Origin of the sequence: Streptomyces sp. DH10 (assembly GCF_029813805.1) — a bacterium.
Classification (GTDB): domain Bacteria; phylum Actinomycetota; class Actinomycetes; order Streptomycetales; family Streptomycetaceae; genus Streptomyces; species Streptomyces coeruleofuscus.
Window position 1 is genome coordinate 629,790 of sequence record NZ_JARVKU010000001.1, and the last position, 24,882, is coordinate 654,671.

29 protein-coding genes and 1 riboswitch are annotated in these 24,882 nt (G+C 71.5%); of the genes, 18 read left to right on the plus strand and 11 right to left on the minus strand.

From position 1 onward, the window contains the following. Positions 1 to 120: 120 nt before the first annotated feature. Complete coding sequence (locus tag QC385_RS02710) at positions 121 to 1,113, plus strand: ABC transporter permease (protein WP_279539608.1); 993 nt, start codon at positions 121 to 123, stop codon at positions 1,111 to 1,113. Between the two features lie 85 nt (positions 1,114 to 1,198). Here QC385_RS02710 and QC385_RS02715 read toward each other — a convergent pair whose 3' ends face one another. After that, a complete protein-coding gene (locus QC385_RS02715; RefSeq protein WP_279539609.1) occupies positions 1,199 to 1,495 on the minus strand; it encodes a type II toxin-antitoxin system Phd/YefM family antitoxin in 297 nt (98 codons plus the stop codon). A gap of 89 nt (positions 1,496 to 1,584) precedes the next feature. Here QC385_RS02715 and QC385_RS02720 point away from each other — a divergent pair, with 89 nt between their 5' ends. From QC385_RS02720 to QC385_RS02735, 4 genes are all read left to right on the plus strand, one after another. Continuing rightward, positions 1,585 to 2,220, plus strand: coding sequence for an ATP-dependent Clp protease proteolytic subunit (locus QC385_RS02720; protein WP_279539610.1), 636 nt, complete (start codon positions 1,585 to 1,587; stop codon positions 2,218 to 2,220). Positions 2,221 to 2,226: 6 nt separating this feature from the next. Continuing rightward, on the plus strand, positions 2,227 to 2,535 hold the full coding sequence (locus tag QC385_RS02725; protein WP_279539611.1) for a hypothetical protein: 309 nt from the start codon (positions 2,227 to 2,229) through the stop codon (positions 2,533 to 2,535). A gap of 352 nt (positions 2,536 to 2,887) precedes the next feature. Next, positions 2,888 to 3,084: riboswitch (cyclic di-AMP (ydaO/yuaA leader) on the plus strand. A gap of 3 nt (positions 3,085 to 3,087) precedes the next feature. Then, complete coding sequence (locus QC385_RS02730; RefSeq protein ID WP_279539612.1) at positions 3,088 to 3,561, plus strand: C40 family peptidase; 474 nt, start codon at positions 3,088 to 3,090, stop codon at positions 3,559 to 3,561. An 82-nt stretch (positions 3,562 to 3,643) separates the two neighbouring features. Further along, positions 3,644 to 4,285 (plus strand): DUF6328 family protein, encoded by a 642-nt coding sequence (locus tag QC385_RS02735; protein ID WP_279539613.1) that lies wholly within the window; start codon positions 3,644 to 3,646, stop codon positions 4,283 to 4,285. On the opposite strand, the gene QC385_RS02740 is transcribed toward QC385_RS02735, so the two are convergent. Beyond that, the gene (locus QC385_RS02740) at positions 4,221 to 4,850 is read right to left on the minus strand and encodes a LysE family translocator (RefSeq protein WP_279539614.1); all 630 of its coding nucleotides are present in this window, start codon (positions 4,848 to 4,850) and stop codon (positions 4,221 to 4,223) included. The two genes, QC385_RS02735 and QC385_RS02740, sit on opposite strands and share 65 nt — an antisense overlap. A gap of 92 nt (positions 4,851 to 4,942) precedes the next feature. On the opposite strand from QC385_RS02740, the gene QC385_RS02745 reads away from it, so the two are divergent. Continuing rightward, a complete protein-coding gene (locus QC385_RS02745) occupies positions 4,943 to 5,869 on the plus strand; it encodes a LysR family transcriptional regulator (RefSeq protein WP_279539762.1) in 927 nt (308 codons plus the stop codon). A gap of 2 nt (positions 5,870 to 5,871) precedes the next feature. Here the strand turns inward: QC385_RS02745 and QC385_RS02750 are convergent, their stop codons facing one another. Continuing rightward, positions 5,872 to 6,330, minus strand: a complete 459-nt coding sequence (locus tag QC385_RS02750) for an ATP-binding protein (RefSeq protein WP_279539615.1) — start codon at positions 6,328 to 6,330, stop codon at positions 5,872 to 5,874. A gap of 214 nt (positions 6,331 to 6,544) precedes the next feature. On the opposite strand from QC385_RS02750, the gene QC385_RS02755 reads away from it, so the two are divergent. Next, positions 6,545 to 7,405, plus strand: a complete 861-nt coding sequence (locus QC385_RS02755) for a helix-turn-helix domain-containing protein (RefSeq protein ID WP_279539616.1) — start codon at positions 6,545 to 6,547, stop codon at positions 7,403 to 7,405. Between the two features lie 9 nt (positions 7,406 to 7,414). Further along, positions 7,415 to 7,645, plus strand: a complete 231-nt coding sequence (locus QC385_RS02760; RefSeq protein ID WP_086853318.1) for a DUF397 domain-containing protein — start codon at positions 7,415 to 7,417, stop codon at positions 7,643 to 7,645. Between the two features lie 63 nt (positions 7,646 to 7,708). On the opposite strand, the gene QC385_RS02765 is transcribed toward QC385_RS02760, so the two are convergent. Beyond that, positions 7,709 to 8,836, minus strand: coding sequence for an 8-amino-7-oxononanoate synthase (locus QC385_RS02765; RefSeq protein WP_279539617.1), 1,128 nt, complete (start codon positions 8,834 to 8,836; stop codon positions 7,709 to 7,711). A gap of 150 nt (positions 8,837 to 8,986) precedes the next feature. On the opposite strand from QC385_RS02765, the gene bioB reads away from it, so the two are divergent. From bioB to QC385_RS02795, 6 genes are all read left to right on the plus strand, one after another. Continuing rightward, positions 8,987 to 10,183: a biotin synthase BioB gene (bioB, locus tag QC385_RS02770; protein WP_279539618.1), complete on the plus strand. Its 1,197-nt coding sequence runs from the start codon at positions 8,987 to 8,989 to the stop codon at positions 10,181 to 10,183. Beyond that, positions 10,176 to 11,456 carry an adenosylmethionine--8-amino-7-oxononanoate transaminase gene (locus tag QC385_RS02775; protein ID WP_279539619.1) on the plus strand — a complete coding sequence of 427 codons (1,281 nt, stop codon included), beginning with the start codon at positions 10,176 to 10,178 and terminating at the stop codon, positions 11,454 to 11,456. Before bioB ends, QC385_RS02775 begins: the two co-directional genes overlap by 8 nt. Position 11,457: 1 nt before the next feature. Continuing rightward, a complete protein-coding gene (gene bioD, locus QC385_RS02780; protein ID WP_279539620.1) occupies positions 11,458 to 12,183 on the plus strand; it encodes a dethiobiotin synthase in 726 nt (241 codons plus the stop codon). Between the two features lie 59 nt (positions 12,184 to 12,242). Then, a complete protein-coding gene (bla, locus tag QC385_RS02785; RefSeq protein ID WP_279539621.1) occupies positions 12,243 to 13,166 on the plus strand; it encodes a class A beta-lactamase in 924 nt (307 codons plus the stop codon). A gap of 10 nt (positions 13,167 to 13,176) precedes the next feature. Further along, positions 13,177 to 14,106: an endonuclease/exonuclease/phosphatase family protein gene (locus QC385_RS02790; protein ID WP_279539622.1), complete on the plus strand. Its 930-nt coding sequence runs from the start codon at positions 13,177 to 13,179 to the stop codon at positions 14,104 to 14,106. Between the two features lie 69 nt (positions 14,107 to 14,175). Beyond that, a complete protein-coding gene (locus QC385_RS02795; RefSeq protein WP_279539623.1) occupies positions 14,176 to 14,859 on the plus strand; it encodes a class I SAM-dependent methyltransferase in 684 nt (227 codons plus the stop codon). 9 nt (positions 14,860 to 14,868) lie between these two features. Here the strand turns inward: QC385_RS02795 and QC385_RS02800 are convergent, their stop codons facing one another. Both QC385_RS02800 and QC385_RS02805 read right to left on the minus strand, forming a co-directional pair. Beyond that, on the minus strand, positions 14,869 to 15,243 hold the full coding sequence (locus QC385_RS02800) for a fic family toxin-antitoxin system, toxin component (protein ID WP_279539624.1): 375 nt from the start codon (positions 15,241 to 15,243) through the stop codon (positions 14,869 to 14,871). Between the two features lie 4 nt (positions 15,244 to 15,247). Beyond that, entirely contained in the window at positions 15,248 to 15,523 is a 276-nt protein-coding gene (locus QC385_RS02805; protein WP_086599502.1) for a toxin-antitoxin system HicB family antitoxin, read from the minus strand. 134 nt (positions 15,524 to 15,657) lie between these two features. Between QC385_RS02805 and QC385_RS02810 the strand changes: the two genes are divergently transcribed. Beyond that, entirely contained in the window at positions 15,658 to 16,473 is an 816-nt protein-coding gene (locus QC385_RS02810; RefSeq protein ID WP_279539625.1) for an ABC transporter ATP-binding protein, read from the plus strand. Between the two features lie 4 nt (positions 16,474 to 16,477). Next, positions 16,478 to 19,045: an ABC transporter permease gene (locus tag QC385_RS02815; RefSeq protein WP_279539626.1), complete on the plus strand. Its 2,568-nt coding sequence runs from the start codon at positions 16,478 to 16,480 to the stop codon at positions 19,043 to 19,045. 273 nt (positions 19,046 to 19,318) lie between these two features. Here the strand turns inward: QC385_RS02815 and QC385_RS02825 are convergent, their stop codons facing one another. The 5 genes from QC385_RS02825 to QC385_RS02845 form a co-directional block, all read right to left on the minus strand. Next, positions 19,319 to 19,888, minus strand: coding sequence for a DUF1097 domain-containing protein (locus tag QC385_RS02825; RefSeq protein WP_279539627.1), 570 nt, complete (start codon positions 19,886 to 19,888; stop codon positions 19,319 to 19,321). 2 nt (positions 19,889 to 19,890) lie between these two features. Further along, positions 19,891 to 20,922, minus strand: a complete 1,032-nt coding sequence (locus QC385_RS02830) for an alpha/beta fold hydrolase (protein ID WP_279539628.1) — start codon at positions 20,920 to 20,922, stop codon at positions 19,891 to 19,893. A gap of 19 nt (positions 20,923 to 20,941) precedes the next feature. Continuing rightward, the gene (gene fmdA, locus QC385_RS02835; RefSeq protein ID WP_279539629.1) at positions 20,942 to 22,189 is read right to left on the minus strand and encodes a formamidase; all 1,248 of its coding nucleotides are present in this window, start codon (positions 22,187 to 22,189) and stop codon (positions 20,942 to 20,944) included. Between the two features lie 33 nt (positions 22,190 to 22,222). Beyond that, on the minus strand, positions 22,223 to 22,504 hold the full coding sequence (locus QC385_RS02840; RefSeq protein ID WP_279539630.1) for an FmdB family zinc ribbon protein: 282 nt from the start codon (positions 22,502 to 22,504) through the stop codon (positions 22,223 to 22,225). 121 nt (positions 22,505 to 22,625) lie between these two features. Continuing rightward, positions 22,626 to 23,723 (minus strand): substrate-binding domain-containing protein, encoded by a 1,098-nt coding sequence (locus tag QC385_RS02845; protein ID WP_279539631.1) that lies wholly within the window; start codon positions 23,721 to 23,723, stop codon positions 22,626 to 22,628. 161 nt (positions 23,724 to 23,884) lie between these two features. On the opposite strand from QC385_RS02845, the gene QC385_RS02850 reads away from it, so the two are divergent. Beyond that, entirely contained in the window at positions 23,885 to 24,325 is a 441-nt protein-coding gene (locus QC385_RS02850) for a MarR family winged helix-turn-helix transcriptional regulator (protein WP_279539632.1), read from the plus strand. Positions 24,326 to 24,390: 65 nt separating this feature from the next. Then, positions 24,391 to 24,816 (plus strand): GNAT family N-acetyltransferase, encoded by a 426-nt coding sequence (locus QC385_RS02855; RefSeq protein WP_279539633.1) that lies wholly within the window; start codon positions 24,391 to 24,393, stop codon positions 24,814 to 24,816. Positions 24,817 to 24,882 lie beyond the last annotated feature (66 nt).

Sequence of the window (24,882 nt, forward strand, 5' to 3'; positions counted from 1 at the left end):
TGACAAGCCACCGCGAGCGGGAGCACGGTGAGGACAGAGCAAAACGAACGATCCTTCTTTTTAGTGCTCCAGCTCCCGCTCCAGTTCCCGCTCCGGTTCCTCTCGCCTCAGGAGACCCTCATGCCCGCCCGCAACCGCCGACTGATCGCGGTCGTCGTCCTCGTGCCCGTCCTGGCGGCCCTCGCCTTGTGGGCCTTCGCCTGGCCGGCCTCCCGTACAGCACCCCGCGACCTGCCGCTGGGCGTGGCCGGACCGCCCGCCGCGGCGGCCCAGGTGGAGCGGCAGCTGGAGCGGCACGAGGGCGCCTTCGAGATCCACCGCTACGCCGACGAGGCCGCCGCCCGGGACGCCATCCAGGACCGGAGCGTCTACGGCGCCGTCGTGGTCACGCCGCAGGGGCCCGAACTGCTCACCGCGTCCGCGGCCGGACCGACTGTCGCACAGTTCCTCCAGCAGGCCGTGGCACAGCAGGCCGCCGCCGGGGGCGCCCAGGTCGAGACGGTCGACGTCGTGCCCGCCCCCGCCAGTGACCCACGCGGCGCGGTGCTGAACGCCGCCGTACTGCCGCTCGCCCTGGCCGGCATCGCGGCGGGCGCGGTGGTCACCCTGCTGGGGCTGCGCGGCGTCCGGGCCGTGCTCGCGCTGCTCGGCGCGTCCGCGCTGGTGGGTGTGGTCGCCGCCGGGATCGCGCACAGCTGGCTCGGGGCGCTCGGCGGCGACTGGTGGGCGGAGGCGGCGGTGCTCGGCCTGTCCACGGTGGCCGTCAGCGGCGCCGTCGCCGGCCTCGCCGCCCTGGTCGGCCCCGTCGGCACGGGCATCGGCGCCGCGGTGGTGATGCTGCTGGGCAACCCCTTCTCCGGCGCCACTTCGGCCCCGCAGATGCTGCCGGAGCCGGCCGGCGCGATCGGCCAGTGGCTGCCGCCCGGCGCGGGTACGACACTGCTGCGCTCGGTGTCGTACTTCGACGGCGCGGCGGCGACCGGCCCCGCGCTGACCCTGACCTGGTGGGCGGCGCTGGGCCTGGGTGCCGTACTGCTCGGCAGCTCGCTCCGGGCGCGGAAGACGGGCAGTGAGCCCGCCCCCGACCGGCGAGAGCTGTCGGCGATCGGCTGACCACCGCCCCGCCGCGCGCCCGGGCGGCGTCACAGAAAGCGACCGTGGGTCCCCGCTGTAGCGGACGGGGACGCACGGTCTTTCGTCAGACCGGGCCGGCCCTCCGGTGCTCCGCCGCGACGCCGAACCGCTGGGGTTCGCCAGGAGCGGACGCGACTTCACGGACCGTGGAGACCGCGCTGATCACCTGCTCCTCCGTAGGCTCCGCGACTTCCGCGCGCTCCGCGGCCTCTTCGAGTCGCCGCAGGTCATCGGCCGAGACGAGGGCGACGAGGGGCTTGCCATGCCGGGTGACGACGACGCGTTCACCGCCGTACACCACGCGGTTGATCAGGTCGGCGAGCTCAGCCCTGGCTTGCGTCACCGGAATCTCGTAGGCCATGCAGCCATCATAACGGCACGTACGTCCTGTACATTTTTTACAGAGACAGCTGTCTCCGGAGACGGCTCTGCCGCGAGGAGGGGTTCACCATGACCCGACCGTCCGCCCGTTACGTGCTGCCCGAGTTCACCGAACGCACGTCGTCCGGGCAACGGACGATGGATCCGTACTCGAAGCTTCTGGAGGAGCGGATCGTCTTCCTCGGGACGGCGGTGGACGAGACCTCGGCGAACGACGTGATGGCCCAGTTCATACACCTCGAACACCAGGCCCCCGACCGCGACATCTTGCTCTACATCAACTCCCCCGGCGGCACCTTCCACGCCCTGTCGGCCGTCTACGACACGATGCAGTACGTCTCCTGTGACGTGGAGACGATCTGCCTGGGCCAGGCCGGCGCGGCCGCCTCGGTGCTGCTGGCGGCGGGCACGCCCGGCAAGCGATTCGCGCTGCCGGACGCCCGCCTGGTGCTCCATCAGCCCGCCCTGCCCGAGCCGGTCCGCGGACAGGCCGGCGATCTGGCGATCCAGGCCGACGAGTTGACCCGCATCCGGACCCGCATGGAGGAGCTGCTCGCGCGGCACACGGGCCGTACCCGGGAGCAGGTCGGCGAGGACATCGAGCGCGACAAGGTCCTCACCGCCCAGGAGGCGGTGACGTACGGCCTGGTGGACCGGATCGTCCCCCACCGCAAGGCCACCCTGGCCCCGCCGACCGGAGAGTGAGCGCCGGTGCTCCCGCCCGAACTGCCGCCCCTGCCCGCGCTGACGCGGGCCGAGGCGGAGTTGATCGACCGTTACCTGGAGGTCGTCGACCTGCTCGGCCGGATCAACCCGGCACTGCCCGGCGACACCTACCGCGGACTGCGCGCCGCCCAGGCCCTGGTGGGCAAGGCGACGGCGCTGCGTGACGCGCTGACCCTGATGTACCAGCGGGGAGAGACGGAACTGCACGCCGGAACGCTCGGCCGGGCGCTGCGGGTGCTGGACGGCGAGCGGCGTACGGCTCGCGTCAGCCTGCCCCCGGAGTCCGTCAGTTGACGCGGATCCGTCGGTCCGGACGCCCGCCGTGTCGACGGAGCGTCCGGGCCTGAGTCGAAACGGACCGAATGACGTACCTCTGTTCGGAGTAGACGGGAGTCCTTTTTTTTGGCCCTCGCAGTTGCGCAACGCGCGTAGCCGTAGGGCGGAATGGGACATTCCATGCCTGGTCCGGGCACCCATGGACCTGTGGACGGTGGCTCGAACACAGACGTGTCCACCCGAACGGGTGAGTGGTGAGTAACAACACAAATCCCCGGTTCCGTTGGGATTTCGGGACAAGCATGAGTCAAGATCCCTGACTGACGACAAGCCCCCGCCGCAGCGGCGGGGCGATCCGGGCGGACGCCGAGTCCTGCCGCCGCCTGGATGACCGGTCGACAGGAGTGGATCGGCAGGAGTGGAGGACCCAAGCACGACGGGTCGCCGGGACGGTCACGCCATGACCGGGTCCGAGCAGCCCTTGGGGTGAAGCCGCGTCAGCGGCCGGGCAACTTCGCCAGCCCGAATCCGACAGGTCATCCTTCACAGGCGGCTGACGAAGGGTTGCGCATGACTGCGCTCAATCGTGTCCCGTCGCTCATGGTCCGGGCCGGTACGGCCTCGGCGCTCACCATCGCCGCGGTGGGCGGCTCGATCGTGGCCCCCGGCTTCTCCTCGGAGGCCTCGGCAGCCACGCATGGGACGAAGGCACTCCAGATCGCGGCCTCGAAGAAGGGTTCGCCCTACAAGTACGGGGCCACCGGTCCGCACAGGTTCGACTGCTCCGGGCTCACGCTGTACTCGTTCAAGAAGGCCGGCAAGAAGCTCCCCCGCACGGCCGCCCAGCAGTACAACAAGACGCGCCACATCTCCGCCAAGAACCGCAAGGCGGGAGACCTGGTGTTCTTCCACTCGGGCAGCAACGTGTACCACGTGGGTATCTACGCGGGTAAGAACAAGCTCTGGCACTCCCCGAAGAGCGGGGACGTGGTGCGGCTGCAGAAGATCTGGACCAAGAGCGTCTGGTACGGGCGCGTGAAGTGATCCGCCCGGCGTGCGGCGGCGTCCCTGACGCGCCGCCGCACGCCGGAGCGTGACACGGCCTCAAGTGGTTACCCGTCACCCCATGGCCGAGCACCGTCCCTGCACCGCACGCGGCGAGACCCCGCTGCAACGCGCCGACCGGAACTTCGTCGAGCTGCTCCAGGAGCTCCGGGTCACCCAGACGGGCGTACAGATCCTTTTCGCGTTCCTGTTGTCGCTCGCGTTCACCTCGCGCTTCACGTCCCTCGACACGGTCCAGCGCGTCACCTACGTCATCACGCTGCTGCTCGCGGTCCTGGCAGCGGCGCTGTTCACCGCGCCGGCCGCGCTGCACCGCTCGCTCTTCCAGCAGGGCGCCAAGCCCCGCATCGTGCAGGTCTCCTCACGACTGGCCACCACCGGCCTGATCGTGCTGGTGTTCGCGTTCAGCGGTTCCGTGCTGCTGGTGGTGGACGTGACGACCAGTCGGACCGGTGGCATCGCCGCGGGCGCGGCGACGTTCCTGGTCTGCGTCGGCCTGTGGGGGCTGCTTCCCCGGCTGGTGCGGCGGGCCGGGCTGCGGCAGGAGACGCACGGCAGCCCCGGGCCGCCGGAGGCCCCCGCGGAGGAGCCGGCGCCCCAGGGCACCGTCCGGATCCCCGCGCCGCTGCGCGGCACCATCAGGCCGCCCTCAGCGGTTCGAGAAGGAGCAGCACACCGAGAAGCGTCAGCGCGGCGCCGGTGACCCCCTCGACGGCCCGCGCGGCCCGTGGTTCGCGCAGCCACCGGCCCAGCCGGTCCACCAGCAGGGCCACGGCCGGGAACCACAGCAGGGCGAGGACCACCACGATCAGCGCCAGCAGCAGCGTCCGGGGCAGCGCGGGACTGCCCGCGGGCACGAACTGCGGCAGCAGGCTGAGGAAGGTGATGGGCGCTTTCGGATTCAGGGCGTTCGTGACGAAGCCCTGCCGCAGGGGACGCGCGGCGGACGCGATGGTCCCGGTGGTTTCGACGGGCACGGCACGGGGCCGGCGCAGCGACCACAGCGTCCGCACTCCCAGGTACAGGACATAGCCGCCGCCCAGCAGCTGGAGCGCGCGGAACAGCGCGGGCACGGCGGCCAGGACCGCGGCGACGCCCGCCACGGCCAGCGCGGTGTGCAGGAGCAGCCCGCCCGCGATGCCGAGCGCGCAGGCGACGCCGGCGCGGCGGGAGACCAGGGCGTTGCGCACGACGACCGTGAAGTCGGCGCCCGGCATGGCGACCATGCCCGCCGCCACCCCGGTGAAGGCGATGAGTTGTGCGTCCATACGGCCAGCCTGCCGGGCCGGAGCCTTCAGCAGGTATGTCGCGTATCCTGGGCAGGCCTTAAGCAATGCTTTGGTCTGTGGAGGTCAGCGGCGTGTACGACCCGACCCGGCTGGCGGCGCTGGTCGCCGTAGCGGAGGCCGGGTCGATCACCCGGGCCGCGGAGCGCCTCGGCTACACCCCGCCCGCGCTCTCCCAGCAATTGGCCAAGCTGGAACGGGAGGCGGGCTCGGCGCTGCTGGTCCGGCATCATCGCGGGACGCGGCTGACGGGCGCGGGCGAGCTGCTGGTGGCACGGGCCCGGCGCGTGCTCGACGAGCTGGAGCTGGCCCGCCACGAACTGGCCCGGCTGGCCGGTCTGTCGGGCGGTGTCCTGAGGCTCGGGACGTTCCAGACGGCGGGCATCCACCTGCTGCCGCCGGTGCTCAGCGCGTTCCGCCGGGCTCACCCGGATGTGGAGCTGTCCGTCGCCGACCACGAACCGCCGACCGGTGTCACCGCCGTGGCCGCCGGTGAGATCGACCTGGCCCTGACGCATACGTACGAGCCCGCCGACGCCCTGCCGCTGCCCGCCTCCGTGCGCCTGGAGCCGGTTCTGGTCGAGGAACTGGTGCTGGTGACCGCCCCGGGGCATGCCCTCGCCGACGGCACGTCCAGGCTTCCCCTGTCGGAGCTGGCGGGTCAGCCGCTGATCAGCATGGCGCCGGAGCATCCGTCCCGGCGGGGTGTGGAGGCTGCGCTGGCCAGGGCCGGGGCCAGCCCGTCGGTGCTGGTGTCGACGCCCGGGTACGCGCTGGTGTGCGCGCTGGTCAGCGCGGGGCTCGGGGTGGGCGTCGTACCGGAGATGGTGGCGCGGACATCGGTCACGCCGGTCGGGGTGCGCCCGCTCGGGGCGGGCGAGCTGCGCCGTACGATCTCGGTCGCCTACCGGGGCGGGGAGGCGGCGCCGGCCGTGGAGGCCTTCCGGGCCTTGCTGCGCGGGGCGTTCGGCCGCGCGCGGCACACGTCACGGACGCGCTGAGCTCACGGCTCCTGCTGTCCCGCCGCCGTCACGGGCCGGGCCGGGACGGTCCACGGGAGTTCGATCGAGATGGTCTTGCCGCCCTCGCGGGTGGGGCGGATCCTGAGCCTGCCGCCGCACTCCGCGGCCAGCCAGCGGATGATGACGAGGCCGCGGCCGTTGTCCTGCTGGACGGCGGCAGGCAGGCGTCTGGGGAAGCGTGGGTGGCTGTCCGTGACGCCGATGCGCAGGTGTTCGTCGCGGTCGAGCGCGACGTCCACCGTGAAGGTGGGCGACTGCCCGAAGGTGTGCTGGACGGCGTTGGTGGCGAGTTCGGAGACGATGAGCCGGATGGAGTCGGACACTTCCGTGTCCGCCGGGAGGCCCCACTCCGCCAGCGTGCCCACCACGTAGGCGCGCGCCGCGGAGACCGAGGCGGGATCGCTCGGCAGAGTGACGGATGCTTCCAAATGGTCTGCCATGGCGATGTCGTCCCTTTCCCAACGGGACCGCAGTCCGACACGGAGCGGAAGGTTCGAGTACGGTCCCGGACTGGTGCTTCGTCGCCAGAGTGCCACCAGAACACCCCTGAAGGGCGGCGATCCACCAAGATATGCATATATCTGTCGCTCAAAGCGGTGAACTCTACGACGCGAGACCGTATTTGGGTGGCTCGGAAGGAGTAAGGAGTAGCCCATGCAGCACGGTCCCGCGGTGCGCCGCCGGAAACTGGGCGCCGAACTACGCGCGCTGCGCACCTCGGCGGGGCTCACCAGTGGTGAGGCGGCCCGGCTGGTGGGCTGGCACCAGTCGAAGGTCAGCCGTATCGAGACGGGCACGAGCGGGGTGAAACCGGCCGATGTGCGGTTACTTCTCGACGCGTACGCCGTGGGGGACACGCAGCTGCGCGAGTTGCTCATGATGTTGGCGGGGTCCGACGACAGCGGCGGCCGGCACCACTGGTGGCACGCCTACCGCGGGGTTCTGCCGCCGACCTACCGGGACTTCATCAGCCTGGAGTCCCAGGCCGGGGCGATGCGCACGCTGGAGACCACCGTCGTGCCCGGACTGCTCCAGACGCCCGAGTACGCCCGTGCGGTGACCAAGGCCGCGGTGGAGGGCCTGTCGGAGGACCGGCTCGACACGCTGGTCGAGGTGCGGCTGGCCCGGCAGGACGTGCTGCGCGCCGATCCGCCGCTGGAACTGAGCGCCGTCCTGGACGAGGCGGTGCTGCGGAGAGAGGTGGGCGGGCCGGGGGTCATGGCCCGGCAGCTGGATCGGCTGGTCGAGGCGGCGCGGCTGCCCCAAGTGCGGCTTCAGGTGCTGCCGTTCGCCGCCGGGGCGCACATCGGCGTTACTGGCCCTTTCGTTATCTTCTCTTTTTCGAGCACTTCTGATCTGGATGTGGTTGTTCTCGACCACTTGACGAGTAGCCTCTACCTCGAACGGAAAGAAGACCTCCAGGCCTACACGGAGGCCTTCAACGCCCTTCAGATCCACGCCCTTTCGCCCGAGGACTCGTTGGATTTCATCGCCGGGACAGCCGCCGGCGCGTAAGGAGGCACCATGCGTGCACTGCCTCGTCACGTCCCCTCAAGCATCGAACTGCACGGTGCGCGGTGGTTGCGCAGCAGCTACAGCACCGGTGCGAACAACTGCGTCGAGACCGCGTGTCCGGACGCCCCGCCCTGGGCCGGGCTGCTCGCCGTGCGCGACTCCAAGGACCCGGCCGGGCCCGCGCTGCTCTTCTCACCGAGGAGCTGGGCGGAGTTCACGGCCGCGGTCGACCGCATCTGAGCCGAATCCCGACCACTTCTGATCAGTCCCTCATCGAGCGACACACGGCCGTGTCACGCCGACTCATGGCCGCGTCTCGCCGATCAGTCGTACAGCGCGTTCGATCTGCTCCCCGGTCAGGTCCGCACGGGCGGTCAGCCTGAGCCGTGAGATGCCGTCGGGTACGGAGGGAGGACGAAAGCAGCCCACGGCCAGGCCCGCCGCGCGGCACTCGGCCGCCCAGCGCACGGCGTCCTCGGGGGAAGGCGCCCGCACCGAGACCACCGCGGCGTCCGGACGTACCGCTTCCAGGCCCGCGGCGGTCAGGCGTGCGTGCAACTCGCCCGCCACCGCACGGGCCCGCGCCGCCCGCTCCGGCTCGCGGCGCAGCAGCCGCAGTGCCGACAGGGCCGCCCCCGCCGCCGCGGGGGCGAGACCCGTGTCGAAGATGAACGTCCGTGCCGCGTTGACCAGGTGGTCGATCACCCGGGCGGGGCCGAGGACGGCTCCGCCCTGGCTGCCGAGCGACTTGGACAGCGTGACCGTCACGACCACGTCGTCGGCGCCCGCGAGTCCCGCCGCGTGCGGGGCGCCGCGGCCGCCGTCACCGAGGACTCCCAGGCCGTGGGCGTCGTCGACCACCAGTCCGGCGCCGTGCTCACGGCACGCCGCGGCGAGCCCGGCGAGCGGGGCCGCGTCGCCGTCGACCGAGAAGACCGTGTCGGACACGGCGATCGCCGGGCCCTCGTGCGTGTGCAGCGCCTTGCGCACGGCGTCCGGCTCGGCGTGCGCCACGACCTGGGTCGTGCCGCGGGCCAGCCGGCAGCCGTCGATGAGCGAGGCGTGGTTGCCCGCGTCGGAGACGATGAGGGAGCCGTGCGGGGCCAGCGCGGTGACCGCCGCGAGGTTGGCCGCGTAGCCGGAGGAGAAGACCAGGGCCGCCTCGAAGCCGCAGAAATCGGCCAGTTCCTGTTCCAGTTCGGCGTGCAGTTCGGTGCTGCCGGTCACGAGCCGGGAGCCGGTCGAGCCGCCGCCCCAGACCCGCGCGGCACGGGCCGCGCCCTCGGTGACCTCGGGGTGGTGGGCCAGTCCCAGGTAGTCGTTGCTCGCCAGGTCGAGGAGCGGGGAAACGGCCGGACGGGGGCGCAGAGTCCGTACGAGTCCGGCGTGGCGGCGCAGCCGCGCCTGCTCGTCGATCCAGCCGAACGCCATGGGTGGTCCTCCGGGGAATTTGTAGGCAGTGCACAGACACTAGCGGGACCTCCAGCAGGTCAGTGTGTGGCAATACCCACACCTCGAAGCGACTCTGTTGTACGAACTCTCCTTGGCCCCGGGCGCCTCCGTAGGACAGGATCGGCTCCCATGGACCTGCTGAACACGCTGGTGGACAAGGGGCTTCGGCGCGAGCGGCCGACCCGAGAAGAGGCACTGGCCGTCCTCGCGACGTCCGACGACGACCTGCTCGATGTGGTGGCCGCGGCCGGGAAGGTGCGCCGGCACTGGTTCGGCCGGCGGGTGAAACTCAACTATCTCGTCAACCTGAAGTCCGGCCTGTGCCCCGAGGACTGCTCGTACTGTTCGCAGCGGCTCGGCTCCCAGGCCGGGATCCTGAAGTACACATGGCTCAAACCGGACCAGGCCTCCGACGCGGCGGCGGCCGGGGTGGCCGGGGGCGCCAAGCGGGTGTGCCTGGTGGCCAGCGGGCGCGGTCCGACCGACCGGGACGTGGACCGGGTCTCCGAGACGATCAGGACCATCAAGGAGAAGAACGAGGGCGTCGAGGTGTGCGCCTGCCTCGGGCTGCTCTCCGACGGGCAGGCGGAGCGGCTGCGCGAGGCGGGCGCCGACGCCTACAACCACAACCTCAACACGTCGGAGGCGACGTACGGGGAGATCACCACCACGCACACGTACGCCGACCGCGTGGACACCGTCGAGAAGGCCCATGCGGCGGGGCTGTCCGCCTGCTCCGGGCTGATCGCCGGGATGGGCGAGTCGGACGAGGATCTGGTCGACGTCGTCTACTCGCTGCGCGAGCTGGACCCGGACTCGGTCCCGGTCAACTTCCTGATCCCGGTCGAGGGCACCCCGCTCGCCAAGGAGTGGAACCTCACCCCGCAGCGCTGCCTGAGGATCCTGGCCATGGTGCGCTTCGTGTGCCCGGACGTCGAGGTGCGCATCGCGGGCGGCCGGGAGGTCCATCTGCGCACGATGCAGCCGCTCGCCCTGCACCTGGCCAACTCGATCTTCCTCGGCGACTACCTCACCACCGAGGGCCAGGCGGGCAAGGCCGACCTGGAGATGATCGCGGACGCCGGATTCGAGGTGGAGGGCACCGACCAGGTGACGCTGCCGGAGCACCGCGCGGCCGGCGGCTGCCACGACGGCGGCGGGGTGTGCGGTTCCGAGGGGGGTGGCGGCGTCTGCGGTTCCGCTGCCGCCCCGGAGGCCGCGGAGCCCGGCACGGCGGCCGAGCCCCGGACGGCCGGCGATCCCCGTACCGACCTGGTCGCCGTCCGCCGCCGGGGCGCCGGAACGGACCTCGCACCCAATGCCTGAGCTGACGGTGCCCGAACTGCTGGAACTCGACCGGCGGCACGTGTGGCATCCGTACGGCCCGATGCCCGGCCGGCAGGAACCGCTCGTCGTGGAGTCGGCGAGCGGGGTCCGGCTGCGGCTCGCCGACGGCACGGGAGAGCTGGTCGACGGCATGTCGTCCTGGTGGTCGGCGATCCACGGCTACAACCACCCGGTGCTGAACGAGGCGGCGCGCGGGCAACTGGAGCGGATGAGCCACGTGATGTTCGGCGGGCTCACCCACGAGCCCGCCGTACGGCTGGCGAAGCTCCTTGTCGACATGTCGCCCGAGGGTCTGGAGCACGTGTTCCTCGCCGACTCCGGGTCCGTGTCGGTCGAGGTCGCGGTCAAGATGTGCCTCCAGTACTGGCGCTCCCTGGGCCGCCCCCGCAAGCAGCGGCTGCTGACCTGGCGCGGCGGCTACCACGGCGACACCTGGCAGCCGATGTCGGTGTGCGATCCCGAAGGCGGGATGCACGAGTTGTGGGCCGGGGTGCTGCCGCGACAGGTGTTCGTCGGTCCGCCTCCGGCCTCGTACGAGGAGTCGTACGCCGAGCAGTTGCGCGCGGCGGTCGAGAGGCACGCCGACGAGCTGGCCGCGGTGATCGTGGAGCCGGTGGTGCAGGGCGCGGGCGGGATGCGCTTCCACTCCCCCGCCTACCTGCGGGTGTTGCGCGAGGCGTGCGACGCGCACGACGTGCTGCTGGTGTTCGACGAGATCGCGACCGGCTTCGGCCGTACCGGCGCGCTGTTCGCGGCGGAGCACGCGGCGGTGACGCCGGACGTGATGTGCGTGGGCAAGGCGCTGACCGGGGGTTACATGACCATGGCGGCGACGCTGTGCACCTCGCGGGTGGCCGACGGCATCTCGCGCGGCGAGGTGCCGGTGCTGGCGCACGGCCCGACCTTCATGGGCAATCCGCTGGCGGCGGCGGTGGCCTGCGCCTCGATCGAGCTGCTGCTCGGCCAGGACTGGCGCACCGAGGTCAAGCGGATCGAGGTGGGGCTGCGGGACGGGCTCGCGGAGGCCTGTGACCTGCCGGGTGTGAAGGACGTGCGGGTCCTCGGCGCCATCGGGGTCGTCCAGCTCGACCACGAGGTGGACATGAAGGCGGCCACGGAGGCGGCCGTGCGCGAGGGCGTGTGGCTGCGGCCGTTCCGCGATCTGGTCTACACGATGCCGCCGTACGTGACGGGCGACGCGGACGTGGCGCGCATCGCGCGGGCGGTGTGCGCGGCGGCGCGGGAGGGATGACATGTCGGTACTGGTGATCACGGGCACGGGCACGGAGGTCGGCAAGACGGTCGTGACCGCCGCGGTGGCCGCGACGGCGCTGGCGGCCGGCCGTTCGGTGGCCGTGCTGAAGGCCGCGCAGACAGGCGTACAGCCGGACGAGCCGGGGGACGCCGCCGAGGTCGCGCGGCTCGCCGGTGCCGTGACGACGGCGGAACTCGCCCGTTATCCCGAGCCGTTGGCGCCCGCCACGGCCGCCCGCCGGGCCGGTCGCGCCCCCGTCCACCCGTACACGGTCGCGGAGGCCGCCGCCAAACTGGCCACCGAGCACGATCTGGTGCTCGTCGAGGGCGCGGGCGGACTGCTCGTACGGTTCGACCCGGCCGGCGGCACCCTGGCGGACGCGGCCCGGCTGCTGTCGGCGCCGGTGCTGGTCGTGGCCTCGGCGGGGCTCGGCACCCTGAACACGACGGAGCTGACGGCGCGTGAACTCCGCTCCCGGGGGCTGGGTCTGGCGGGGATCGTGATCGGGAGCTGGCCCGCCGCGCCGGACCTCGCCTCGCGCTGCAATCTCGCGGACCTGCCGGACGTGGCCGGAGCGCCGTTGCTGGGCTCGGTTCCCGCCGGGTCGGGGGCCCTCTCCCCCGTCGCCTTCCGGGCGGCCGCGCCGCACTGGCTGGCGCCGCGCCTGGACGGCATCTGGGACGCGGAGGCGTTCCGGATGCGGGAGGCACCCAGGGGGTCCTGAGGGCTCGGCGGGCGCGCGGTGAAACCGGCGCGGACGTGATCGCGTGTTGGACTACGTACGTGATCACCTCCGAAGGGAACACCGTGCACACCACACACCCACGCCCGTCCCGTCGAACGGCCCTCGCGCTGGGCGCCGCCGCCGCTCTCTCGCTGGGCGGCGGCACGGCCCACGCCTTACCCGCCACGGGCGGCGTCACCGCACGGCTGAGGGAACTGGAGCGGGAGCACACCGCCCGGCTCGGCGTGTACGCGCGGAACATACGTACGGGCCGGACGGTGGCGTACCGGGCCGACGAACGCTTCCCGATGGCCTCGGTGTTCAAGACGCTCGCCGCCGCGGCCGTCCTGCGCGACCTCGACCGCGACGGCGAGTTCCTGGCCCGGCGCGTCCACTACACCCAGGACTACGTCACGAAGTCGGGGCACTCCCCCGTCACCAAGGAGCACGTCTCGACCGGCATGACGGTCGGCGAGCTGTGCGACGCGACCATCCGCTTCAGCGACAACACCGCGGGCAACCTGCTCCTGAAGGAGCTGGGCGGCCCGACCGGCATCACGCGCTTCGCCCGCTCGATCGGTGACGGTGTCACCCGGCTCGACCGGTGGGAGCCGGAGCTCAACAGCGCGGAACCGTGGCGCGTGACCGACACGACGTCTCCCCGCGCGATCGGCCTGTCCTACGCCCGTCTCGTGCTCGGCGACGCGCTGGAGCCCCGGGACCGCGCGCGGCTCACGGACTGGCTGCTGCGGAACACCACCAGTACCGAGAAGTTCCGCAAGGGCCTGCCCGCCGACTGGCTGCTCGCCGACAAGACCGGCGGCGGACGGCACGGCGGCGCCAACGACGTGGGCATCACCTGGCCGCCGGACGGCCCCCCGATCGTGCTGTCGGTCCTGACGACCCAGCCCGAGGAGGACGCCCCGGCCGACAATCCGCTGGTGGCCAGGACGGCCGCGCTGCTGGCGGCGGAACTCGGGTAGGGAGGCGCGGGTGAGAGGCGGACGGCCGGGGGACGCCTGGCTCGTCGGCGGCGCCGTCGGTGTCGCGGGTCTGCTGGCCCTGCACTCAGCCGTGCCCAATGGTGTCGGGCGTCTCGGGAGCCTCCTGGAGACGTTCCTGCCGTGGCTGGGCGCGGCCGTGCCTTTCCTCGGCTGCCTCGCCGTGCTCAAGCGGTCGGTGGCGGGGCTGATCGCCTGTCTCGTGCCCGTGGCGGTCTGGCTGTGGATGTTCGGCGGGCTGTGGTTCTCCTCGCCGCCGGAGTCGTACGACCTGGCCGTCGTCCAGCACAACGTGGCCGACGACAACGCCGACCCGGCGGGCACCGCGCGGGCGCTGCGCGCCACTAGCGCGGGGCTGGTGGCCGTTCAGGAGCTCACGCCCACGCGGCGGCCCGTGTTCGAGGACGTCCTGGGCGCGTCCCATCCGCACCGGGCGGTCCACGGCACGGTCGGACTCTGGTCGGCCTGGCCCCTGACGGATGTGCGGCCCGTGGACATCCGGCCCGAGGGCTTCCCGGAGAGCTGGCGGCGCGCTCTGCGGGCCACGGTGTCCGCGCCCGGCGGGGGCGTCGCGGTGTACGTGGTCCATCTGCCGTCCGTCCGGCTGGGCCCGACGGGGTTCGCCTCGGCGGCCCGCGACGAGAGCGCGGCGCTGCTCGGGTCCCGGATCGCGGACGACCCGGCCGGCCGGCTCCTGGTCGTGGGGGATCTCAACGGCACCGTGCAGGACCGCGGGCTCGGTCCTCTCACCTCCCGGCTCGACGCTCCGGCCTCGGGGTTCGCGTTCAGCTGGCCGGCCGCCCTGCCGGTGGCGAGGATCGACCAGGTGCTGGGGCGGGGCGTCGAGGTGACGGAGGTGTCGGCACTGGATGCGACGGGCAGTGACCATCGGCCGGTGCTGGGCCGCGTACTCCTGCGGTAGACGCCAGGGGTGCGCCGGGCTCGTCCGGGGGACAATCGCGGTAAGGCCCGCCTCGTCAGGGAGGTCTCCATGCCGCTCCGGTCCGCCCGCTCCGGCAAGGTGCCACGGGATGCCGTGCACCATCCGGTGTTCGCCCGTTGCTACGCCCGGGTCAGTGCCACCGCCGAGACCCGGATGGGCGTGGGCAGAGTCCGCGACAGGCTGCTCGGCGGGCTGTCGGGGCGGGTGATCGAGATCGGCGCGGGCAACGGGCTGAACTTCGCCCACTACCCGGGCACCGTCTCCGAGGTCGTGGCCATCGAGCCCGAGCGGCGGCTGCGGAAGCTGGCCGTGGAGGCCGCCCTGCGCGCGGAGGTGCCGGTCGACGTGGTGCCGGGTGCGGCCGAGGCGCTGCCGGTCAAGAGTGAGGGCTTCGACGCGGCCGTGGTGTCGCTGGTGCTGTGCAGCGTGCGGGACGTGCCCCGGGCGCTCGGGGAGGTGCGGCGGGTGCTGCGGCCGGGCGGAGAGGTGCGGTTCTTCGAGCACGGCCGGGGCGGCGGCCGGGTGATGACCTTCAGCCAGCGCGCGCTGGACCGGACGGTGTGGCCGGTGGTGAGCGGGGGCTGCCATCTGGCGCGGGAGCCGGTGGGGGCGCTGCGGGACGCCGGTTTCGAGCTCGGCCCCTACCGGCAGCTGCTGATGCCGGAGGAGGGGCCGACGCTGCCCATCTCGTACTGCGTGCTGGGCACGGCCTGGCGCCCGGTCAGTTCGTAGCCCGCGAGGTCACAGGCTCCACTGGCGCAGTTCCCGCTCGATGTCCCGCACGGACGCCTCGCCGCTCTTGACCAGCCGGGCGAGGTCGCGGACCTGCTCGGGTGAGGTGACGACTTTGACGCCGCTGGCGACGAGGTACGCGTAGGCGACGGCGGAGGCGAACAGGGCGTTGGAGCGTTCCAGCGCGGGGACGTGGATCAGGAGCTGGAGCAGGGCGGCGGCGCGGGCGTGCGGGCTGTCGTAGACGGGGACGCCGAATATGGCGGCCTGGTGGCGTGCGACGGCGGCGACGAGGGCTCCCCAGTCGGTGACCTGGGGATCTCCCGGGGTCTTCTGCTCGGCGAGCATCAGCAGCCAGGCGAGGTCGATCTCGAGGTTGTTCAAGGGTTCAGTGGCGACCTTCGCGCGTGCCTTCACGGTCCTCCCCCACTCTCGGCTTCGCTCGAGCGGGGGCACCCCCATCGAACTCCTCGGCGAAGACGGACTCGTACTGCTTCATGAAGTCGGCGGCGGCCTCCACGAACGTGTGGCCCACTTCGCCGGTGTCCTGCCTGACGAGCTCCTCGATGTAGCGGTTGACGCTCATGCCGCGGGCCAGGGCGCGTTCGCGGGCGGCCCGGGCGGTGCCTTCGTCGACTCGCACGTTCAGCTGGGTCTTCGCCATACCTCGAAGCTAGCGCGGGTGTGCTAGCACCGGCAAGGGCAGACTCCGACCCGAGGAGGATACCGAGTGTGGGCCGCGTCACATTACCCTCGGGCAAGGTGACGAAATCCGACGTCCACCCTGAGGAGGCGGCCTTGTCCACACCTGCTGCGGAGCACGTCCCCGGCCTCGCGCCGGCCGACGGGATCGCGGCCCGGGCCCGCGGTCTGACCAAGGCGTACGGCTCGGGCGAGACGACCGTGCTCGCGCTCGACGCGGTGGACGTCGACATCGTCCGCGGCCGGTTCACCGCGGTGATGGGTCCGTCGGGCTCCGGGAAATCCACGCTGATGCACTGCCTGGCGGGGCTCGACACCGTCTCGGCCGGGCAGGTGTGGCTCGGTGACACGGAGATCACGGGTCTGAGGGAGCGCGAGCTGACGCGGCTGCGCCGCGACCGGATCGGGTTCATGTTCCAGTCGTTCAACCTCATCCCGACCCTGAACGCGCTGGAGAACATCACCCTGCCCATGGACATCGCGGGCAAGAAGCCCGACGAGAAGTGGCTGGACCAGGTGATCGACACCCTCGGCCTGCGCGACCGGCTCGGGCACCGGCCGTCGCAGCTCTCCGGCGGACAGCAGCAGCGGGTGGCCTGTGCGCGGGCGCTGGCCTCCCGGCCCGAGCTGATCTTCGCGGACGAGCCGACCGGCAACCTCGACTCGCGCGCCGGCCTGGAGGTGCTCGGCTTCCTGCGCGAGGCGGTGGACCACCTCGGGCAGACCGTCGTCATGGTCACCCACGACCCGGGCGCCGCCGCCCACTCCGACCTGGTGCTCTTCCTCGGGGACGGCCGGATCGTCGACGAGATGCGGCGGCCGACGGCGGAGTCCGTGCTGGAGCGCATGAAGCGTTTCGACGTGATCCGGACCCGTGTCGACGACGCCCCGGCGGCATCCGAGGAGAACTGATCCCGTGCTCAAGGCGACCCTGAGGAGCTTCCTGGCGCACAAGGGGCGGCTGCTGCTCTCGGCACTCGCCGTCCTGCTGTCCGTCGCGTTCGTCACGGGCAGCCTGATCTTCTCGGACACCGTCAGCCGTACGTTCGACCGGCTGTTCGCCTCCACCGCGGCCGATGTCACCGTCAGCCCGAAGGAGGACCTCGACGAGGCGGTGCCCTCGGGCCGGACGGCCACCCTGCCGGGCGCGCTCGCCGAACGCGTGCGGCAGGTGGACGGGGTCGCGGCGGCACGCGCCGAGGTGGACGTGGACGGCCTCACCGTCGTCGACGAGGAGAACGAGCCGGTCGGCCCCACCACCGGGGCTCCCACCCTCGGCACCGCCTGGAACCCGACCGAGCGCAGCCCCGTCGAACTGACCTCCGGGCACGCGCCGCGCGGCGACGGGCAGGCGCTGCTCGACTCGGAGACCGCCGACCGCAAGGACGTACGCATCGGCGACACCCTCACCGTGATCGCGCCGCCCGGGTCGTTCGAGGTCCGGGTCGTCGGCATCGCCACGTTCACCACCACCAACCCCGGCGCCGCACTGGTCTTCCTCGATCCCTCGGCCGCGCCGACGAAGCTGCTGGGCAGCCCGCGGGCGGCCACCGGCATCTCGGTCGACGCCGCCGACGGCGTCACCGACGAGCAGCTCAAGCAGCGCGTGGCCGCCGCGCTCGGCGCGCACACCTACGACTTCAGGACCGCCGACGAACAGGCGAAGTCTGACGTCGAACAGCTGGGCGGATTCCTCGACGTCATCAAGTACGTGATGGTCGGCTTCGCCGGGATCGCCGTGTTGGTGGGCGTGTTCCTGATCGTCAACACCTTCTCCATGCTCATCGCCCAGCGCACCCGCGAGCTGGGGCTGCTGCGCGCGCTCGGCGCCGACCGGCGCCAGGTCCGCCGCTCGGTGCTCGCCGAGGCGCTGCTGCTCGGTCTGGTCGGCTCCACGCTGGGACTCGCCGTGGGCATCGGGCTCGCGGCCGGGCTCATCGAGCTGATGGGTCTGCTGGGCATGAACATCGCCGCCGACGAGATGGTCATCGGCTGGGTGACGCCCGTGACGGCGTACGTCGTCGGTCTCGGCGTCACCTTCGTCGCCGCGTACCTGCCGGCGCGGCGGGCTTCGGGGGTCTCGCCGATGGCCGCGCTCTCGGACGCCGAGGTCGCCGGGGTGGGCCGGCCGCTGCGGGTGCGGGCGGTGGCGGGCGCGGTCGTCGGGGCGGCCGGTGCGGCGGCGCTCGTGGGATGCGCGGTGTCGGAGCGGACGTCGTCGGCGGCGTCCCTGCTCGGGCTCGGTGTCGTGCTCTCCCTGATCGCGACCGTGATCGCCGGTCCGCTGCTGGTGCGCCCGGTGATCCGTGTGCTCGGCGCGGCCTTCCCCGCCCTGTTCGGATCGATCGGCCGGATGAGCCAGCGCAACGCCCTGCGCAATCCCCGCCGTACCGGCGCCACCGCGGCCGCCCTCATGGTGGGCCTCGCCCTGGTCGGCGGGATGTCGGTGGCGAGCGAGTCGATGACCGCCTCGTTCGACCAGCAGATCGACAAGACACTGGGCGCCGACTTCGTGATCCAGAACACCAACTTCCTGCCGTTCCCGAAGGAGGTCACCGAGAAGGTGCGCGGCACCGAGGGCGTCGGCCTGCTCGTGCGGGGGCGGTTCACGCCGGTCGCGGTGCGGCTCCCGGACGGTGACCGCGTGGAGACGACCGCCGCGGGCTACGATCCGCGGCTCGACGAGGTCGCCAACATCACGTACGTACAAGGGGACTCGGCGGCCGCGCTCGCGAACGGGCGCCTCGCCATGGACCGGGACTTCGCGCGCGACCACGACGTACGCGTGGGCGGCACGGTCCCGGTGGAGTTCCCGGGCGGGCGCAGGGCCGAGCTGACGGTGGGCGCCCTCACCGACCAGGACGCCGCCGAGGGGTTCGGCACGCAGGGCGGGCTCTACTTCGGGCTCGCCACCCTGGAGCGCTACGCGCCCGGCGGGCAGGACTCCGCGCTGTACGTCAACGCCGCTCCCGGCACGAGCGACGACGATCTGCGCGCGAACCTGGAGCGGACCCTGGATCCGTACCCGCAGGTGCAGGTGCGGGACCTGGCCGACTACAAGCAGCTGGTGCACGACCAGATCGCCGTGCTGCTGTACCTCGTGTACGCGCTGCTGGGGCTGGCGATCATCATCGCGGTGCTCGGGGTCGTCAACACCCTCGCGCTGTCGGTCGTCGAGCGCACCAGGGAGATCGGGCTGCTGAGGGCGATCGGGCTGGCGCGGCGGCAGCTGCGGCGGATGATCCGGCTGGAGTCGGTGGTGATCGCGGTGTTTGGGGCCGTCCTGGGGCTCGCGCTGGGTCTGGTGTGGGGCGTGTGCACACACGAGGTGCTGGCCCTCCAGGGCATGACGGCCCTCGCGATCCCGTGGTTCACGATCGTCGCGGTGGTGATCGGCTCGGCGGTGGTGGGGGTCGTGGCGGCGCTGCTCCCGGCGTTGCGTGCATCCCGCATGAACGTACTGGCGGCCATCGCGCACGAGTGAGGGAATCGCGAGGAGTCGAAGCGGCTGCCGGGCTCGGACGAGCACCGGCCGCAAGGCGGCGCAACGGCCCCGGGTGCCGCTGCTGATCGGCGGGAACGGCGACCGGATGCTGCGCCTGAGCGCCGAGCACGCCGGCATCGCGGCGTTCACCGGGGCGCGCATGGTGCCGTTGCAGCGACCGGGCAGCTGTCGCCGTCTGATCCATGCGGTCCGCCGAGGGGCGGACCGTCGAACGGCCCGCCCCTCGGTCCCGGTCCCGGTTCCGGTGAAGGTCTACACCGGTGCTTCGCTGCCCGACGGTGTCACCCCCGTGGTCTCGTGCCGCTCCTTCTCGGGCTCGGCCGACGGGGCGAGCATCAGGCGGATTCCCAGGAAGGCGCACAGAGGGCCGAGGGCACACATAGCGGCGGCGCTGACCCAGGCGGCGCCCAGGTTCCCCGCGTCATAGCCGAACCCGCCGAAGTACGTGGCGAAGGTCGACGCGAAGCCGAAGAACATCCCCGGGATGAGAGCGAAGGGCTTCAGTCGGCCGGTCGCCAGCAGGGTGCCGTTGACGAAGAAGATCACCACGCCCAGCGCCAGGGTCTGGGCGAACGCCCCGGTGCCGAACATCGTGCCGGTCTCCCGGTTGAGCAGTACGGCCGCCACGGCGAACCCCGCCCCTGTTGTGGTGGCGGTGATCATGGAGATGGCGTTGGCGATGCCCGGACCGCCCTGCAGGAACGTTCCGGCCCAGGTGATGAAGATCGCCCAGGTCGGCATGTTGAGCGGGCTCATGAGCAGGAAGACCGTGGCGAAGGCGACGATCGAGGCGCTGACCTCGTGTGGCAGTCTGCTCTTCATCGCTACGCCAACCCCCCCGGCTTGGCGAGCAGTTCCCTGATGCCCGTGTCGATGAACTCGGTGTCCTCGGGGCTGCTTCCGCCGCCGGCGAAGTGGCCCCAGATACCGGGGATGACGCGGAGTTCGGCGCCCGGTATGTAGCTGACGGCCCAGGCCTCGTCCTCCGGCGGGAAGTAGAGGTCCTTCTCGGCGGGCATGTCGAGCGTGGTCGCCTTGATGGAGCCCAGCGCCGCCTCCGTGTCCCCGTCGAAACCGGGGGTGAGACCGACGTCGCCGTTCTGCCAGGTCCAGAGCATGGTGAGGAGGTTGTTGGGGTCCCGGCCGTCGAGGAAGAAGCCCTCCCAGAAGCCGACGAGGAAGTCCTCCAGGGAGGTGTAGCCGAGCTTTTCGTACTCCTTCTCCCAGTAGAAGGCCTGCGAGAAGCCCCATCCCGCGTACACCCGGGCGAGCGCGCGCAGGCCGGTGGTCGGCCACTTCTCGTCGTACCAGCCGCCGTTGTAGACCGCGTCGGCGGTCAGCGCGGCCTTGACGCCCTCCAGGAAGACCTTGTTGTGGGGACTGGTACGTGGGGAGCCGCAGAAGGGGGCGATCCGCTCGACCATCTCCGGGTGGCTGACGGCCCACTGGAAGGTCTGCCCGGCGCCCATCGACCAGCCGGTCACCAACTGGATCCGCTCGATACCGAACTCCTCGGTGACCAGCTTGTACTGGGCCGCGATCTGGTCGTACACCGTGATGTCCGGGAAGCGGGCGCGGTCGTACGGCGGCGGAGTGTTGCTCGGCGAGGTGGACAGGCCGTTGCCGAGCATGTTCGGGACGATGATGAAGTACTGCTCCGGGTCGAGGGCCATGCCGGGGCCGATGAGCCACTCGTTGTCCCAGTGCCGTCCCGAGTACCAGGTGGGGTAGACGATCACGTTTGACTTTTCCGCGTTGAGCTCGCCGTACGTGGTGTAGGCGAGGTGCGCGCCGCGCAGGGTGGCGCCGCCCTGGGTGGTGAAGTCGCCCAGTTGGAAGGTGAGATGGTCGCTCATGGGGCTGCCTTTCGGACGTTCAGGAGGTGACGGCGCACTGGCCGCGGTCGGCTCTTCTCGGACCCTCGGCCGTCGGCCGGATGTCGAAGTCGAAGATCGCCGTGGGGAGGTAGAGGGTGCTGCACGCGTTCGGGATGTCCACGACGCCGCTGATCCGGCCCTCGATGGGGGCCGAGCCGAGCAGGAGGTAGGCCTGCTCGCCGCTGTAGCCGAAGGAGGTGAGGTAGTCGACGGCGTTGAGGCAGGCGTTGCGGTACGCCATCGTCGCGTCGAGGTAGTGGTTGGTGTCGGTCTCGTGGTCGACGGAGATGCCGACGAACGAGATGAACTCGGTGTACTGGGGCGCGACGTTGCCGGGCATGAAGATCGGGTTGGTGGTGACCCCGTACTTCTCCATGCCGCCCTTGATCAGATCGACGTGCAGGTCGATGAAGCCGCCCATCTCGATGGCGCCGCAGAAGGTGATCTCGCCGTCGCCCTGGCTGAAGTGCAGGTCGCCGCCGGAGAGCAGGGCTCCGGGGACGAGGACGGGGTAGAACACCCGTGAGCCGCGGGTGAAGTTCTTGATGTCGTGGTTGCCGCCGTTCTCCCGGGCCGGGACCGTACGGGCACCCTCGGTGGCGATACGGGAGGCCATCTCGCCGTCCGCCGTTCCGGCCAGGGTGTTCTCCGCCAGCGGGGGCAGGGCGAGCGCCGGCACCCGGTGCGGGTCGGTGTCGATGAGGGCCTGTTCGCGGGCGTTCCAGCGGGCCAGCAGTTCGGCGGAGGGTGCGGTGCCGAAGAGGCCGGGATGGGTGATGCCGGTGTATCGGACGCCGGGGACGTGCCGCGAGGTGGCCTGCTGTCCGTGGAAGTCCCAGATGGCCTTGTAGGAGTCGGGGAAGCGGTCGGTCAGGAAACCACCGCCGTTGTCCCGGGCGAAGACCCCCGTGTAACCCCATCCCTGGCCGGATCCTTCACCCTCCGACTGCGGCACGGGGCCCAGGTCCAGGATGTCCACGACCAGCAGGTCACCGGGCTCGGCGCCCTCCACGGCGATGGGGCCGCTGAGCATGTGCGCGTGGGTGAGGTCCACGTCGCGGACGTCGTTGGCGGAGTCGTTGTTGCCGATCTGGTTGTCCGTCCAGTCCCGGCACTCGATGCGGAAGTCCGAGCCCGGCTTCACGGTGACGGCGGGCGGGATGTCGGGGTGCCAGCGGTTGTGGCCGGGGACCTTCTGGTCGCGCATGGAGAGGGACTGGTCGACGCTGAAGACGACTTCGGGCATGAACTGCCTCCAGGGCAGGGGGCGCGGGGCGGATCAGAGCTTGGGCAGCAGGGCGTGCCGGGGATCGGCGGGCGGGGCCGGGCCGCGGCGGGCCGCGGGCACCTCGGTGACCACGCGCGGTTCGTGGGCGCTGGCCTCCTGGGCACGCAGTGCGCGAGCCAGGGCAGCGGAGGTGCGGGTGAGCAGGGGGGCGGTGAAGACACGGCGGGCCGGGTCTCCGCAGGTCTCGCAGGGTTCTTCGGGCAGGGCCCGGCCGATCGGCCGGGCCACGTCGAAGGACCCGCAGCCGGGGCAGCGGTACTGATACGTGGCCATGAGGACCACCTCCGAATACTTCGAGAAAAAAGTATTTTCTGCCGAAGTATTTGAGCAAGAGGCGGTGCGTTACGTATGTGTAAACAGTGCTGCCAGGAGTGCCCTCACGGGCGGCGGCGAGCTAAGGCAGCTGCTGGAGCACGTCCCACTGCACCCCGTCGGCCGCGGCGAGGAACACCCTCTGCCTGAGATGGCGGTCCTGGATGCGGACCGTCCCGCGCGGGCTCTCGTACTCCAGGCCCTCGGCCGTCGCCTGGATCCGCTCCACGTCCGTGCCGCCCGCCCGGCGCAGCAGTTCGGTGAGCATGCGGACGCCCTCGTAGCAGGACTCACCGAGACTGTTGAGCACCGGTGCGCGGGGCCCGAAGCGGCGCCCGTACGCGGCGGCGAAGTCCAGGCCGGACGCGGTCGGCAGGTCCTCGAAGTAGCCCGCCGACGTCATCAGGCCACGCGTGCTGTCCGGCCCGGTCGCCAGCAGGACGTTCTCCTCGATCAGTGAGCTGAACCGGATGTGGTCGCGGTCGAGCCCCGCAGCGGTGAAGGCGCGGTTGAAGAGCACGGCGTCGTCGCCGATCAGCAGCATGAGAACGGCGTCACAGCCGCCGGCCGCGATCCGGGCCAGGACCGGGCCGAAGTCCCTGGTGCCGAGCGGCACGTACATCTCGTCGCAGACCTCCCCGCCGAGTTCCCGCAGATAGCGGTGGGCGGCGCGGGCGGAGGAGCGGGGCCAGACGTAGTCGTCGCCGACGATCGTCCACCGCCGGATGCCGAGTTCGCTCGCGAACCACCGCAGTGCGGGCCGCAGCTGGCGGTTCGGGGTTTCACCGGTGAGGAACACGCCCGGGGACCGCTCGCCGCCTTCGTAGAGCGCCGTGTACACGTACGGCACCCGGCCGTCGATGCGCGGCGCGACGACCTCCCGGACGGCCGAGATGTGCCAGCCGGCCACCGCGTCGATGACGCTGCCGGAGATGAGCGCGTCGATCTCGGTCGCCACCTGCTCGGGAGGCGCACCGCCGTCGACCAGCACCAGGCGGACCTCCCTGCCCAGTACGCCCGACTCGGCGTTGACCTCTTCGGCGGCGAGCTGGGCGCAGCATTCACAGGAGGGGCCGAAGATCCCGGCCGGGCCCTGGAGCGGGATCACCAGGGCAACATCCACTGCGTCACGGGTCCGGCCTGCCGGAGCGCCGAGCCGGGCAGACGCCTTCTCGATCATAGCGCTCACACTAGCTATTCGTTGCTACGGAAATATTTCCAGGCGATAAGGAAATGACTGTATCGTGGAACCACTTGGTGGGGACCTGTTCGCCGGGCGATCCGGCACGACCGCGACCCGCCGCAGTGCCCCCGACGATCACGACGACTCTTGGCAGGGCGATGACCACGCACATCCCGGCGGCCGTAGCCGATCTCGACTTCGCGCGGGCCCTGACGCTCGTGGAGCGCAGGGTCGTCCTTCGGTTCGGTGAGGTGCTGAAGGCCGAGGGCGCGACACTCGAGGAGTGGCGCGTGCTGTCGTTCCTCGGCGACGGCGCCGGTCATCCCATGACGGAGATCGCCGAGTTCGCCCTGATGTCGGCGCCGACCCTGACCAAGGTCGTCGACCGCATGGTCTCTTTGAACCTCGTTCTGCGCCGGGTGGACGACGTGGACCGGCGGCGCGTGCTGGTGTTCGCGTCCGAGCGCGGCAGCGAGGCGCTGACCCGCTGGACGGCGGCGGTCGAGCGGGAACAACAGAGCATCGTCACCGCCCTTGGCACAGAGGAGACGGCCCTGCTGAGGACATTGCTCCAGCGGGCGGCCCGACATCTTGGGTGAGCTGGTCGATTCCCCGGTACGGAAACCGGTCGCCGGACGGGCGAGCGCTCTGCTTGGCTCACCCCATGAGTGATCTCCGCATCCGCCACGCCGCCCTCTCGGACGTCGACACCGTGCTGCAGTTCTGGCGCGTCGCCGCGGAAGGAACGAGCATCAGCGACGACCACGACGGAGTGACCCGGCTCATCACACGGGACCCCGAAGCCCTGCTCCTCGCCGAGCGCGACGAGATCCTCACCGGAACCGTCATAGCCGGCTTCGACGGATGGCGATGCTCCGCCTACCGACTCGCCGTACACCCCGACCACCGTCGGCAGGGCATCGCCACCGCCCTGCTGGAAGCCGCGGAACAACGCTTCGCCGCCCTGGGCGGACGACGCGTCGACGCCATGGTCCTGGAAGCCAACGAACAGGCCCACCACACCTGGGCCGCGCGCGGCTACCGACGCGAGGACCACTGGCGACGCTGGGTGAAGACCCTCACCGATTAGGCGTCCCGTTCGCGCTCTCTGTGATCCCGCCGACTCCCCCTGGGCGGCCCGCGGCAGGACTTTGCC